We start from the raw sequence: 14,014 nt of genomic DNA, 5'->3' as shown, positions 1-14,014 counted from the left end.
TCGGGAAGCACGAAGGCCGTCGCGAGTACGGAGCCCGTCGGGAAGTACGAAGGCCATCGGGAGTACGGAGCCCGTCGGGAGGTACGAAGGCCGTCGGAGATCGCGCAGGCCGTCAGGACGGGGCCGGGCGGGCTATTCCTGCGCCAGGAGTTCCGCCAGCTCCGCCTCCCGTCGGGCCACATCGCCCCGAAGCCGCTCGGCGATCTCCTCCAGCAGAGCGTCGGGGTTGTCGGGGGCCAGCCGGAGCATGGCCGCGATCGCACCGTCCTCCAGTTCACGGGCGACCATGGTGAGCAGTTCCTTGCGCTGGTCCAACCACTCCAGCCGGGCGTACAGCTCCTCGCTGCGGCTCGGGACCGGATCGGCGGGTGCCGGGCCCGCGGCCCACTCCTCGGCCAGTTCACGCAGCAGCGCCTCGTCGCCGCGGGCGTAGGCGGTGTTGACGCGGGTGATGAACTCCTCACGCCGCTCCCGCTCGTCCTTCTCCTGCGCGAGATCCGGGTGGGCCTTGCGGGCCAGCTCGCGGTAGAGGCGGCGGGCCTCCTCGCTGGGACGTACCCGCTGCGGGGGCCGGACCGCCTGGTCGGTGAGCATCGCGGCGGCCTCCGGGAAAAGACCGGTCCCGTCCATCCAGCCGTGCAGCAGATCCTCCACGCCGGGCATGGGCATGACCCGGGCACGGGCCTCCTCGGCAGCGCGCAGGTCCTCGGGATCACCGGACCGGGCGGCTCTGGCCTCGGCGATCCTGGCCTCCAGCTCCTCCAGCCGGGCATACATCGGGCCCAGCTTCTGCTCGTGCAGCCGGGAGAAGTTCTCGACCTCGATGCGGAAGGTCTCCACCGCGATCTCGAACTCGATCAGCGCTTGCTCAGCAGCCCGTACGGCCCGCTCCAGCCGCTCCTCGGGCCGGGGCTCCTGGGACTGCTCAGCTTCCGGGGTCGTCACCGGGCCAGCCTAGGCCACACCCCCGACCGTCGGGACCCGAGCACCGATCCCGCGCTCACCGCCGGGAATCAGGCATCCGGGCTGCCACACCGCGCACCTTCCGTACGGGCCCCTCTCCCTCCCCCCTCCCCCTCCCCCTCCCTCCCCTCCCCCATCCCCCGCCCACCCCAAAAAACCCGCCCCCTCCTCACACCCCGCTGTCAGCGGCGATGCGTCCTGTCCTTACCGCCGCCACCAGTTCCGCGTGGTCCGCCTCGGTGCGGTCGGCGTAGGCGACCGCGAATCCGGCTATCGCCTCGTCCAGCTCCTCGTTCTTGCCGCAGTAGCCCGCGATCAGGCGCGGGTCGACGCTGTGGGAGTGGGCGCGGGCCAGCAGGGCACCGGTCATACGGCCGTAGTCGTCGATCTGGTCTGGGGCGAGTGCGGCGGGGTCGACGCTGCCCTTGCGGTTGCGGAACTGACGGACCTGGAAGGGACGGCCGTCCACCGTCGTCCAGCCCAGCAGGATGTCGCTGACCACCTGCATGCGCTTCTGCCCCAGCACGACCCGCCAGCCCTCGTGGTCGACGGACGGCGTCTCGAAGCCGGCCGTGGCCAGATGCGGGACCAGCGCTGAAGGACGGGCCTCCTTCACCTGTAGGACCAGCGGCTCGCCCCGGTGGTCCAGGAGCAGGACGACGTAGGAGCGGGTGCCCACGCTGCCCGTGCCGACCACCCGGAACGCCACGTCGTGCACCGCGTGCCGGGCGAGCAGCGGCAGTCGGTCCTCGGACAGGGTGGTCACATAGGTCTCCAGGGATGCCGCCACCTGCGCCGCCTCGGCGTCCGGTATGCGGCGCAGCACGGGTGATGCGTCGACGAACCGGCGCCCGCCCTCGTCGACGGCTTCGGTGGACCGCGCCGCGAACCGCCCGCTGGTGTTGGCGCGGGCCTTCTGCGAGACCCGCTCCAGTGTGCCCAGCAGGTCGTGGGCGTCGGTGTGGGAGACCAGTTCCTCGTCCGCGATCGCGTTCCAGGCGTCCAGGACCGGCAGCTTGGCCAGCAGTCGCATGGTGCGCCGGTAGGCGCCCACCGTGTCGTGCGCCGCGGCGCGGCAGGTGTCCTCGTCGGCGCCCGCCTCGCGGCCGGCCAGCACCAGCGAGGCGGCGAGCCGTTTGAGGTCCCACTCCCAGGGGCCGTGGATCGTCTCGTCGAAGTCGTTCAGGTCGATGACGAGGCTGCCGCGGGCGTCTCCGTACAGGCCGAAGTTGGCCGCGTGCGCGTCGCCGCAGAGCTGGGCGGCGATCCTGGTGGTGGGGGTGCGGGCCAGGTCGTAGGCCATGAGGCCGGCCGAGCCGCGCAGGAAGGCGAAGGGCGTCGCCGCCATCCTGCCCACGCGTATCGGTGTGAGGTCGGGTATGCGGCCCCGGTTGGACTCCTCGACGGCGCTCAGCGCGTCGGGGCGGGCGGCGTCCAGGTCGAGGGCGCTGTGTGTACGGCGTGGGACGCTCGCCCGCAGTGCCTTGCCCTCTGTTTTCGGTGAGCCCGGCGACGGCCATGGGGCGAAGCCGCGCACCGGGGGAAGCCTGCGTCCCACTCCGGTCGCGGTGCCGGCGGCCTGCGCCCCGGCCCCGGGCGCGGTACTCACCACCGTGACACCGACACGGGCACCGACCCCGACCCCGGCCCCGTTCCCGGTCGCCGGGCCCGTGGCTCGCGCCCCGTCACCGGTCGCCGGGCCGGTTGCTGCCGCCCCGCTCCCGGTCACGGTGCCCGCCGCTGCCGCCCCGTTCGCGGTACCCGTACCCGTACCCGAATCCGTATCAGTACTCGTACTCGTACCCGTCACTTCCGCCCCCGCCTCGGTCACCGCGACCGCCCTCCCGTGCATGTACGAACATCAACTTGTGCCGACCGTACCGCCGGTGGCCGGGGCCGCGTCAGGACCTGTGGACAAGCCCGCGGTTGTGGACAACGGCGTCGGCGGGCCGCCGGGACCGGGGGCTCAGGCCCTCAGATAGGCCAGGACCGCCAGCACTCTGCGGTGGGTGTCGTCCGCCGGGGGGAGGTCCAGTTTGGTGAGGATGCCGCCGATGTGCTTGCCCACGGCCGCTTCGGTCACGACGAGTTCGCGGGCGATCGCGCCGTTCGACCTGCCCTCCGCGACCAGGGCGAGGACTTCTCGTTCGCGTGGGGTGAGCCGCTCCAGCGGGTCGCGGCGGCGGCGCAGCAGTTGTCGTACGACCTCCGGGTCGACGACCGTGCCGCCGGCGGCGACCTCGCACAGGGCGTCCACGAACTCCTCGACCTGTCCGACGCGGTCCTTGAGCAGGTATCCGACGCCCGATCCGGTTCCGGAGTCGAGGAGTTCGCCGGCGTACCTGTGCTGCACGTACTGGCTGAGGACGAGGACGGGCAGGGCGGGGGTGGCCTCCCGCAGGCGTACCGCCGCGTGCAGGCCCTCGTCCTGGAATCCGGGGGGCATACGGACGTCGGTCACGACGATGTCGGGGGAGTGTTCCTCGGTCGCGGTGACCAGTGCGCCGGCGTCGCCGACCGCCGCGACGACGTCGTGGCCGAAGCGGCCGAGCAGGCCGACGAGTCCTTCGCGCAGCAGGACGCTGTCCTCGGCGAGCACTATGCGCAGTGGTCGCTCGGCCCGCAGGGTTCGCAAGGAAACTCCACACTCAGCAGGGTCGGTCCGGCCGGCGGACTGGACAGGGAAAGTCTGCCATCGAGGACCGCCACCCGGTCCGCGAGTCCGGTGAGGCCGGTGCCGGCGGTGGCGTCGGCGCCGCCTCGGCCGTCGTCGCGCACCCGTACGTGCAACCGTCCGTCGTGGTGGCCGCCGGTCACCACGGCGTGGGTCGCCTCGCTGTGCTTGGCGATGTTGGAGAGGGCCTCGCAGACGACGAAGTAGGCGGCCGCCTCGATGGGCCGGGGCAGGCGTCCGGGGAGTTCGAGGGCGACGTCCACGGGGATCGGGGAGCGGTCCGCGGCGTCGGCGACGGCGGCTTCCAGGCCGTAGTCGGCGAGCACCTGGGGGTGGATGCCGTGGATGAGTTCGCGCAGTTCGGCGAGGGCCCGGCCGGCTTCGCCGTGTGCCTTGGCGAGTTGGTCCGCGAGCGGACCGGGCGGTGCGTCCAGGCGGGCCAGTCCGAGTGTCATCGTCAGGGCGACGAGGCGTTGTTGGGCTCCGTCGTGCAGGTCGCGTTCGATGCGGCGCCGTTCCGCCTCGAAGGCGTCCACCAACCGGGCGCGGGAGCGGGTGAGTTCGACCACCTTGGCGCCCAGGTCACCGTCTCGTGGTGCGATCAGCAGCCGGGTCAGTTCGGCGCGGGCGCCGGCCGTCAGCCCCAGGACGTAGGCGCCGACGGCCAGGAGGGCGAGCCCGAGCGCGGCGACGGCGAACGCGGCCGGCCAGGTGGTGACCGTCCACTGCTTGAGCACCTTGGTCTCCTGGCCGTCGCCGGCCGTGGCCAGCAGCAGCGGTGTCGCGGCCACGGAGAGCGGAAAGAGCAGCCCGACCGTGATCGCGAGGGCGTCGACCGGCCACAGCAGGCCCGCGAACAGCAGGGCGTGGCCGAGTTCCCGCCAGGTCGTCCGCTCACGCAACCGGGTCGTCAGCCAGGCCCGCAGGCCCGTGGCGGCGGGTGCGGCGTACCGGCCGGGTGCCGGGTCCTGGTCGACGAGGCGCAGCCTGCGGCGTTCCAGCCGGGCCACCGGGATGCCGGCCAGGGCGGTGAGAACGAGGAGCGGCAGCCCCACCAGCACGATGGCGAGTGCGCCGCCCACCACCCCGGTGGTCACGATCCCCACCAGGGCGACGGCGCCGCACACCGCGCCGGAGAGCAGGTACGCGGCCGAACGCCACGGCCACGGCGACAGCACGAAGCCGGTGCGGGACATGGCCTGCCACACGTTCCGGGGGTGCGGGTGCCCCAGGGTCCGGGGGTGCGGGTGCCTCGGGTTCCGGGGGTGCGGGTGCCTCACGTTCCGGGGGTGCATGGGGAGCACGGTAGGAGGTCCGCCGGTGCCGGGCCATCGGGCCTGTGGGCGGACCGGGGGTAGGTCTGGCCCTACCCCGGGTTCTCGGTCCTGCCGCACTGCGCCGGGGCGCCTCCACGCGATTTCGTGGTGGGGCCGGGCACCGGAAGGACCGGAGGCCGAAAGGGCCCGACACCGAAAGGGCCCGACGCCAGAAGGACCGGACACCAGAAGGTCCGGACACCAGAAGGTCCGGACACCGGTGGGCGCCGGCGCAGCGAAATCACTCACCAGGCGGGGGAAGATGAACCACGAAGCGATCCAGTTGCGCTCCGTCAGCAGGCGGTACGGGTCGGGCGACGATGTCGTGACCGCGCTCGACGAGGTCTCGCTCTCCTTCCCCAAGGGGACGTTCACCGCCGTGATGGGTCCGTCCGGTTCCGGCAAGTCGACCCTGTTGCAGTGCGCGGCGGGTCTCGACCGGCCCACGTCCGGTTCGGTCACCGTGGGCGGGAGGGAACTGACCGGGCTGAGCGAGACCGAGTTGACCCTGCTGCGCCGTGAGCGCATCGGTTTCGTCTTCCAGGCGTTCAATCTCCTGCCGTCCCTGACGGCCGAGCAGAACGTGGCACTGCCGCTACGGCTGGCCGGCCGCCGTGTCCCCAGGGCGCGGGTGCACGACGCGCTCCGCCAGGTCGGTCTCGGCGAGCGGGCACGGCACCGGCCGGCGGAGCTGTCCGGCGGCCAGCAGCAGCGCGTCGCCCTGGCCCGTGCCCTGATCACCCGGCCCGAGGTGCTGTTCGGCGACGAGCCGACCGGTGCGCTGGACTCGCGGACCGGTCGCGCGGTGCTGGCCCTGCTGCGCGGCATGGCCGACCACGAGGGCCAGACCGTCGTCATGGTCACCCACGATCCGGTGGCGGCCTCCTGTGCCGACCGCCTGGTCTTCCTCGTCGACGGGCGGGTGGCCGGCGAACTGGCCGGTGCGGGCGCCGACGGCATCGCCGCGCGGATGGCCGAACTGGAGGCCGTGCCGTGCTGAGCGTCGCCCTGTGCACCGTGCGCACCCGCTGGGTCACCTTCGTCGGCAGTTTCGTCGCGCTCTCGCTCGGCGTCGCGCTGCTCGCCGTGATGGGACTGGCCCTCGCCTCCTCGCTGGACGCGCCCGGCCGGGCACCGGAGCGGTTCGCCACCGCACCGGTCGTGGTCAGGGCGTCGGACACCCTGCGAGTGCCCACCCCGGCCGGGGACCGCCTCCACAAGCTCGCGCACCCGCGTGCCCTGCCCGCCGGCACCGTCGCGCGGCTCAGGGAACTCGGGACCGTCGTCGAGGACCGGACGTTCGCGGTGCGCGTCGCGGACGGGCCCGCCGACCTGGTGGGTCACCCCTGGTCGACCGCCGCCTTCGCCCCGTACGGGATCACCGCGGGGCGGGCGCCGACGGCCGCCGACGAGGTCGTGGTCAGCGGCGACTGGGCGGATCCGGGCGCACAGGTCCGGACGGATCGTGGCACCGTGCGGGTCGTCGGCACCGTCACCGACCGCGGCTTCGAGAACGCCGTCTTCTACACCGACGCGCGGGCCGCCGAACTGTCCCCCGTCTGCGTCCAGGTGGCCGTACGCGCGAACCCGGCGGCCGTACGCGAGGCGATACGCGACACCGCCCAGAACGACGCCGACAGCACCGAACGCGACACCGGCACGGGCACCGTCACGGGCACGGGCACCGGCACCGGCACCGGCACCGGCACCGGCACTGAGATCGCCCCCGCCCCCGCCCCCGATTCCGGTTCCAGTTCCGACGTGCAGGTCCTGACCGGTGACGCGCGCCGCCTCGCCGACCCCGACCCCGACCGCGACTCCGCGGCCGTCACCGCGCTGAACGCCATGTTCGGCACGGCCGGCGGCGTCACCGCCTTCGTGTCGGTGTTCGTGGTGGCGTCCACGTTCGCGTTCTCGGTCGCCCGACGGCGCCGGGAGTTCGGGCTGCTCAGCATCGCCGGGGCGACCCCGGGGCAGCTACGGCGCACGGTCCTCGCCGAGGCGCTGGTGGTGGGCGTGCTCGCCGCCACCGCGGGCTGTCTGCTCGGCCGTTGCGTGGCGCCACGGCTGGCCGACCTGGTGGTCGACGGCGGGCTCGCGCCGGGCTGGTTCACCATCGGCGATCACATCTGGCCGTACCTCATGGCCTTCTGGACCGGTCTGCTCGTCGCCCTGTGCGGTGCGGTCGCCGCCTCCTGGCGGGCCGGCCAAACCGGCCCCGCCCAGGCGTTGCGCGAGGCGTCCGTGGACAGCGGGCCGATGACCCCGGGCCGTCTGCTGTCCGGGACGGCGCTGCTGCTGACCGCCGCGGTCACGCTGTGCCTGGCGCTGGCCGGCGACCCGGGTGAGCTGCTGCACCGCAAGTCCTACGTGAGCCGGCCGATGCTGCTGATCACCGCGGTCGCGCTGCTCGCGCCGGTCGTGGTGCGCCCGCTGGTGCGGCTGCTGGCCTGGTTGCCGGCCCGGCTGCCCGGCGCCGTGGGCATGGTGGCGGGCGAGAACGCCGTCGCCGGACTGCGGCGCACCACGGCGGTCGCGGCGCCCGTCCTGGTCACGGTCGCCCTCACCGGATCGCTGCTGGGCGCGACCGCCACGCTCAACCGGGCGCAGGCCAGCGAGGCGCGGGAGCGGACCTCCGCCGCGTTCGTCGTCACCCCTGCGGACGGGTCCGGTTTCGACCCGGCGACACTGGCCGCGCTGCGTGCGGTGCCCGGTGCCGAGGTGTCGGTGACCTACTCCAGCGCCGTCCACGTCCTGGAGGACGGGGTGGCCGTCGTCGAGTCCGCGGCCCGTGCGGCCGAGCCCGGTCCGCTCGCGGCCACCGCCCGGCTGCCGCTCGCCGCCGGGAAGGTGAGCGACCTCGACGACGGCTCGATCATCGTCAACGAGGAATGGCAGCGGCACGGCGTGGGGCAACGCGTACGGGTGTGGCTCGGCGACGGCACGGAGAAGACACTGCGGATCGCCGCCGTGATGACCACCGGCACCGGCGGCAACGGCGTCTACGTCACCCCGCGCAACGCCCCCGGCGCGAGTGCCGACCGGGTCGACGTCGCACTCACCGACAGTGCCGGCACGGACCCCGTGACCGCCGCGACCGCCGTGGCCGCCGGACTGCGCGAGGCGGTACGGGGCTCGGGCGGGCAGGTGCGTACCGCGGCCGACTGGGTGCGGGCCACCCACCCGGAGACCGACCGCACCACCCGGCTCGGCCTGTTGCTGGTCCTCGGCATCGCCCTCGTCTACACGGGCCTCTCCGTGGCCAACACCATGGTCATGGCGGCGTCCGACCGGGCGCGCGACCTGGCCGTGCTGCGGCTCGCCGGTGCCACCCGCCGGCAGGTGCTGCGGCTGGTGGGCGCCGAGGCGCTGCTGGTGGTCGCGGTGGGCGCACTGCTCGGGCTGGCGGTGACCGGGCTCAACCTGGCGGGCATGTGGGGCGCGCTGGCCCTGCTGTCGGTGCGGACCACGATCGAACTCCCCTGGGCCGCGATCGGCGCGACCGTCGCCGCCTGCACGGCGCTCGCCGTCCTCTCGGCCGTCGCGCCCGCCGGGTTCGCCCTGCGCCGCCGGGCCGTGGAACTGGCGGGCGTACGGGAGTGACCCCGCCCCCTCCGTTCTCGCCACGCTCCCGGCCGACGCAGCGTTCCGGAGAACGGTGCGCGGGGCGCGTGGGCCGAGACCGATCCGAATGACGCCGGCCATGGCCCCCTCAGTGGTCGAGCGGTTGCGACAGGGCGCGCTTGACCTGCCTGGTCCGCTCGTCGGTGAGGACCTCGACCCGGTCGTTCTCCAGGGCTTCCATGGTCTGCTCGGCGACGTCGGCCGCGCTGATCTTCGGTGCGTCCGTGAAGGAGCTGAGTTCCGTCTCCACGAAACTGGCGTGCACGCCGATCACGAGCGTCCCCTGTGCGCGCATGCCTTCCCGCAGCGCGCCCGTCAACGACCACTGGGCCGCCTTGGACGCCGCGTAACCGGGGTAGTCCGGCCGCGAGGCCCAGGAGGCGGTCGACAGCATGTTCACCAGCGCACCGCCGCCGTTGCGGGCCAGGACGGGGGCGAAGGCACGGGAGACGGCCCAGGTGCCGAAGTAGTTGACCTCCATCGCCTGCCGTGCGCCGTCCAGCGAGCCCTCCCAGAGCTTGGTGCTGAAGCCTCCGACGCCCGCGTTGTTGATCACGATGGTGACGTCACCCGCGGCGACGGCGGCAGCGACCACCTCCTCCAAAACCGTGACGTCCAGACGCAGCGGGGACAGGTCCTTGTCGCGCACGCTCGCCGGATCGCGGACACCGGCGTAGACCTTGTCCGCTCCGCGGTCGAGCAGCGCCCGAGCGAACTCCCGGCCGATACCGCGATTGGCCCCGGTCACCAAGGCGACCGATCCCTTGATCTCCATCGCGCTTCCTCCTGTCACTGTCTGCCCGCCCGAGCGGCACCGCGGCCTGCTCCGCCCGAGCGGCACCGCGGACAGGTGACGTCCCCGCGACCGGCTCACCCCGGCCGCACCGCGCAGGGCGCGCCGGTGCGCGTGCGCGAGGTGCGCGGAAAGGGACACCCCGGCCTGGCCGGGCCTGGATCTCGCACCGCCGTTCCGGGGCGACGCCGGACGGACGGGCAGTTGCACAACCGCCCCCGCGGAACGTGTGTCCTCCCCTGCCAGCCTGCACCGAACCCCACGGCTGCGCATCACGCCGCCACTGCCGCACGCGCCGGGCAGCACCGGGCACGGGACCGACGACAGCGGACCTGTCCGGGACCGGCGGCAGGGGGACGAGCACGGGACCGACGGCAGGCGGACGAGCACGGGACCGACGGCAGCGGACCGGTACGGGACCGACGGCAGCGGACCGGTATGGGACCGACGACAGCGGACCGGTACGGGGCCGGCGGCGACGGACGTCGACGATCCCCCGAACGGGAGCGGCGTTCCGCCCTGTTCGCCGAGTTCCCGCCCGCCGCCCGCGTACGAGCCCTCCATGGGCCGCCGGGTCCGGAGATCCTCGACCAGACTTCGCGCACGCGAACGCGGAACCCGAATTCCCCGTCGGCGCCCGCGCCTTCCACTACCCGGACCCGACGAATGGCAACTCCCCGTCGGTCCCGTCGCTCCCCTCAGTCCGGTCGACCCCGTCAGCCCCGTCGCCCCCGTCGGCCGGCTGAAGTTCCACCGCCGAACGCACGAAGATGCGCCACCGTGCACCGGCCGAACCGGGCCGGGCCGTGAGATAGGTCACCGGCGACGCCGACGGCACCTGTCCACAGGCTGTGCGATGCCTCACAACACCGACCGCGCCGCACAACGAGAAAGGGCCCCTGCCGTTGACTTCCGTCACCGGCGGGGACCCGTTCCGTCGCTACTTCTCGGTGCGCGAGGGGGGAGTTGAACCCCCACGCCCTTGCGGGCACTGGAACCTGAATCCAGCGCGTCTGCCTATTCCGCCACCCGCGCATTGGGTGTGTCTTCCGGTTCTGACCCTTTTGGGTTGGCGCCTTCCGACATGCAGAAGATTAGCACGCCGGACAGGGTGGGTTCACATCACTTCTGACCGCCCTCCGGCCGCCCCCGACCCCGCTCCGGGACCCCCTCCCGCACCCCGGGAACCGCGTCTCGTATCAAGCTGTCCTGGTTCGCGTATCAACCTCGTACCGGTCCGGGCCATCTCTCCATGAGGAGGACCGGGTCCACAGCCGGGTGCGGGACACTTGTCCCCACTCGCCTCTACGATCCTTGACAGGAGGAGTCCGAAGGGCGGCCGTCCGGGGAACCGGCCGATCGGCGGGCGCGTGGATACGATCAGTAAGCAGTACCAGGACGGGCGGGCGGTTCCGGGACCGCTCGGCAGGACAGGCAAGTGCGGCAGTAGCAGCAGCAGTAGTAATAGTGACTGTCGCAGTAGCGGCAGCACGGCAGGGAAGAACGGCAACGACGGAGGAGGTGCCCCATGGGAGTCCTGAAGAAGTTCGAGCAGCGTCTCGAAGGTCTGGTCAACGGCACCTTCGCCAAGGTGTTCAAGTCCGAGGTCCAGCCCGTGGAGATCGCCGGAGCGCTCCAGCGGGAGTGCGACAACAACGCCACCATCTGGAACCGGGACCGGACCGTCGTCCCCAACGACTTCATCGTGGAACTGAGCGCCCCGGACTTCGAGCGGCTCAGCCCCTACTCGGGCCAGCTCGGCGACGAGCTGGCCGGCATGGTGCGCGACTACGCCAAGCAGCAGCGCTACACCTTCATGGGCCCGATCAAGGTCAACCTGGAGAAGGCGGACGACCTGGACACCGGCCTGTACCGGGTCCGCAGCCGTACCCTCGCCTCCTCCAGCGACCAGCAGGGTCCGGCGCCCTCGGCGGCCGGGCGGCCCGGCACCGGCGCCGCTCCGGGCGGCTACGGCTACCCGCAGCCCGCCATGCCCGCGGCAGCGCCCCCCATGCCCTCGGCGCCGCCACCCGGCGCCCGTCCCGGCGGCTACGGCTACCCGCAGCCCGCGGGCCGGCGGCCCCCGGCCGCCCCGGCGGGCGGCGGCCGCACCCGCCACTGGATCGAGATCAACGGCACCCGCCATCAGATCTCCCGCCCGACGCTGGTGCTGGGCCGCAGCACCGAAGCCGACGTGCGGATCGACGACCCCGGCGTCTCCCGCCGGCACTGTGAGATCCGGACCGGAACGCCCTCGACGATCCAGGATCTCGGCTCCACCAACGGCATCGTGGTGGACGGGCAGCACACCACCCGCGCTACGCTCCGCGACGGCTCGCGGATCGTCGTGGGCAGCACCACCATCATTTACCGGCAAGCCGAAGGGTGAAGCGGGGGCAATGTCAGAGCTGACCCTCACGGTCATGCGGCTGGGCTTTCTGGCCGTACTGTGGCTGTTCGTGATCGTGGCCGTGCAGGTCATCCGCAGCGACCTGTTCGGTACGCGCGTCACCCAGCGCGGGTCCCGCAGGGACGCCGGGCGCCAGCAGGCCGCCCGGCAGGCCCCGCCGCCGCAACAGCAGCAGCGTCAGCAGCGCGGCCAGCAGAGCGGCGGCCGCCAGCGCCGCAACGCCCCCACCAAGCTGGTGGTGACCGAAGGCACACTGACCGGGACCACGGTCGCGTTGCAGGGCCAGACGATCACCCTGGGCCGGGCGCACGACTCCACGATCGTGCTGGACGACGACTACGCCTCCAGCCGCCATGCCAGGATCTACCCGGACCGCGACGGCCAGTGGATCGTCGAGGACCTGGGCTCCACCAACGGCACGTACCTGGACCGGTCCCGGCTGACGACGCCTACGCCGATCCCGCTGGGCGGGCCGATCCGCATCGGCAAGACCGTCATCGAGCTGCGGAAGTAGTGCTACATCATGAGTGAGCGCGAGCGGAGCGAGCACGCAACGGCGGACCGCGGTGCGGTCTCCGGCGCGCTCCCGACCGGAGGGTGGGCAGGGTGGCTCGACACGACCGGCTGTACCCGGAGCAGCCGACCGGCGAGGTGCGCATGAGTCTGTCACTGCGCTTCGCCGCCGGATCGCACAAGGGCATGATCCGGGAGGGCAACGAGGACTCCGGTTACGCCGGTCCCCGGTTGCTCGCCATCGCCGACGGCATGGGCGGCCAGGCGGCCGGCGAGGTCGCCTCCTCCGAGGTGATCTCCACGCTGGTCACCCTCGACGACGACGTGCCCGGCTCCGACATCCTGACCTCACTCGGTGCCGCCGTGCAGCGCGCCAACGACCAGCTGCGCGCCCTCGTCGAGGAAGATCCGCAGCTGGAGGGCATGGGTACCACGCTCACCGCCCTGCTGTGGACCGGCCAGCGCCTCGGTCTCGTACACGTCGGCGACTCCCGTGCCTACCTCCTGCGGGACGGCGTCCTCACCCAGATCACCCAGGACCACACCTGGGTGCAGCGGCTCGTCGACGAGGGCCGGATCACCGAGGAGGAGGCCACCACCCATCCGCAGCGTTCGCTGCTGATGCGTGCGCTCGGCAGCAGCGAGCACGTCGAACCCGACCTGTCGATCCGCGAGGTCCGGGCCGGCGACCGCTATCTGATCTGCTCCGACGGCCTGTCCGGCGTGGTCTCCCACCAGACGATGGAGGAGACCCTCGCCAGCTACCAGGGCCCGCAGGAGACCGTGCAGGAGCTGATCCAGCTCGCGCTGCGCGGCGGCGGCCCCGACAACATCACCGTCATCATCGCCGACGTCCTCGACCTGGACACCGGTGACACCCCCGCCGCCCAGCTGTCCGACACCCCCGTGGTGGTCGGCGCGGTCGCCGAGAACCAGCTCCACCTGCACGACAACGGGATCATGCAGACCCCGGCGGGCCGCGCCTCCCACCTCGGCCGCCAGGCGCCCGGCCAGGGCGGCGGCGAGTTCGGCCCGCCCGGCAGCGGCGACACCACCGGCTACGCACCGGCCGACGGCTTCGGCGACTACGGCGACGACGACTTCATCAAGCCGCGCAAGGGCCGCAGGTGGCTGAAAAGGTCCCTGTTCGGCGGTCTCGCGCTCGTCGTCATCGGCAGCGGCCTCTACGGCGCCTACCGGTGGACCCAGACCCAGTACTTCGTCGGCGTCAAGGACGAGCACGTCGCGCTGTACCAGGGCATCAGCCAGGACCTGGCCTGGGTGTCGCTGTCGAAGGTGGAGCAGGACCACCCCGAGATCGAACTCAAGTACCTGCCGCCCTACCAGCAGAAGCAGGTGAAGGCCACGATCGCCGAGGGCGGTCTGGGGGACGCCCGGTCGAAGGTCCAGGAGCTGGCGGTGCAGGCTTCCGCCTGCAAGAAGGAGACGGAGCGGCAGACCGTCCAGGGCTCGGGCAACGCCAAGGCGGGCAAGGGTACGAGCGGCGGCACCGCCGGAACCGGCCACACCTCCCTCACGTCCAAGACCTCGCAGTCACCGAACCCGTCGACTTCCCCGGGGACTTCCTCGTCCTCGCCGAAGTCCACGACCACGACCCCGTCCGCGCCCCCCAGCCCCGGCCCCACCCTCTCGGAGGATGAGCAGAAGGTCGTCTCGCTGTGCGGTAAGCAGTAGGCAGCCGTGAGAGGCCCCGTCACACG

The 14,014-nt window shown here is 72.7% G+C and carries 10 protein-coding genes and 1 tRNA gene; 5 read left to right on the top strand and 6 right to left on the bottom strand.

The features are described from left to right. Positions 1 to 132 precede the first annotated feature (132 nt). The 4 genes from ACFC09_RS09935 to ACFC09_RS09920 all read right to left on the bottom strand — a co-directional run bounded on the left by ACFC09_RS09935 (position 133) and on the right by ACFC09_RS09920 (position 4,833). The gene (locus ACFC09_RS09935; RefSeq protein WP_376525443.1) at positions 133 to 945 is read right to left on the bottom strand and encodes a hypothetical protein; all 813 of its coding nucleotides are present in this window, start codon (positions 943 to 945) and stop codon (positions 133 to 135) included. Positions 946 to 1,132: 187 nt separating this feature from the next. Continuing rightward, positions 1,133 to 2,572 carry a DUF2252 domain-containing protein gene (locus ACFC09_RS09930; protein WP_376525442.1) on the bottom strand — a complete coding sequence of 480 codons (1,440 nt, stop codon included), beginning with the start codon at positions 2,570 to 2,572 and terminating at the stop codon, positions 1,133 to 1,135. Between the two features lie 357 nt (positions 2,573 to 2,929). Further along, positions 2,930 to 3,589: a response regulator gene (locus ACFC09_RS09925; protein ID WP_376525638.1), complete on the bottom strand. Its 660-nt coding sequence runs from the start codon at positions 3,587 to 3,589 to the stop codon at positions 2,930 to 2,932. Next, entirely contained in the window at positions 3,562 to 4,833 is a 1,272-nt protein-coding gene (locus ACFC09_RS09920) for a sensor histidine kinase (RefSeq protein ID WP_376525441.1), read from the bottom strand. Before ACFC09_RS09920 ends, ACFC09_RS09925 begins: the two co-directional genes overlap by 28 nt. A 382-nt stretch (positions 4,834 to 5,215) precedes the next feature. Here ACFC09_RS09920 and ACFC09_RS09915 point away from each other — a divergent pair, with 382 nt between their 5' ends. Beyond that, a complete protein-coding gene (locus ACFC09_RS09915; protein ID WP_376525440.1) occupies positions 5,216 to 5,953 on the top strand; it encodes an ABC transporter ATP-binding protein in 738 nt (245 codons plus the stop codon). After that, a complete protein-coding gene (locus ACFC09_RS09910) occupies positions 5,947 to 8,556 on the top strand; it encodes an FtsX-like permease family protein (protein ID WP_376525439.1) in 2,610 nt (869 codons plus the stop codon). The genes ACFC09_RS09915 and ACFC09_RS09910 overlap by 7 nt, the downstream gene beginning before the upstream one ends. Before the next feature lie 109 nt (positions 8,557 to 8,665). Here the strand turns inward: ACFC09_RS09910 and ACFC09_RS09905 are convergent, their stop codons facing one another. Both ACFC09_RS09905 and ACFC09_RS09900 read right to left on the bottom strand, forming a co-directional pair. Continuing rightward, complete coding sequence (locus ACFC09_RS09905; RefSeq protein ID WP_376525438.1) at positions 8,666 to 9,352, bottom strand: SDR family oxidoreductase; 687 nt, start codon at positions 9,350 to 9,352, stop codon at positions 8,666 to 8,668. A 969-nt stretch (positions 9,353 to 10,321) separates the two neighbouring features. Further along, a tRNA-Leu gene (locus ACFC09_RS09900) sits at positions 10,322 to 10,405 on the bottom strand. 493 nt (positions 10,406 to 10,898) lie between these two features. Between ACFC09_RS09900 and ACFC09_RS09895 the strand changes: the two genes are divergently transcribed. The 3 genes from ACFC09_RS09895 to ACFC09_RS09885 all read left to right on the top strand — a co-directional run bounded on the left by ACFC09_RS09895 (position 10,899) and on the right by ACFC09_RS09885 (position 13,988). Continuing rightward, positions 10,899 to 11,759 (top strand): FhaA domain-containing protein, encoded by an 861-nt coding sequence (locus ACFC09_RS09895; RefSeq protein WP_376525437.1) that lies wholly within the window; start codon positions 10,899 to 10,901, stop codon positions 11,757 to 11,759. Between the two features lie 10 nt (positions 11,760 to 11,769). After that, positions 11,770 to 12,294, top strand: coding sequence for an FHA domain-containing protein (locus tag ACFC09_RS09890; RefSeq protein WP_376525436.1), 525 nt, complete (start codon positions 11,770 to 11,772; stop codon positions 12,292 to 12,294). A 143-nt stretch (positions 12,295 to 12,437) separates the two neighbouring features. Then, on the top strand, positions 12,438 to 13,988 hold the full coding sequence (locus ACFC09_RS09885) for a Stp1/IreP family PP2C-type Ser/Thr phosphatase (RefSeq protein ID WP_376525637.1): 1,551 nt from the start codon (positions 12,438 to 12,440) through the stop codon (positions 13,986 to 13,988). Positions 13,989 to 14,014 lie beyond the last annotated feature (26 nt).

It is taken from the genome of Streptomyces sp. NPDC056161, assembly GCF_042268025.1.
In the GTDB taxonomy this organism is placed as follows: domain Bacteria; phylum Actinomycetota; class Actinomycetes; order Streptomycetales; family Streptomycetaceae; genus Streptomyces.
This window is presented reverse-complemented; position numbering and strand designations above follow the sequence as displayed.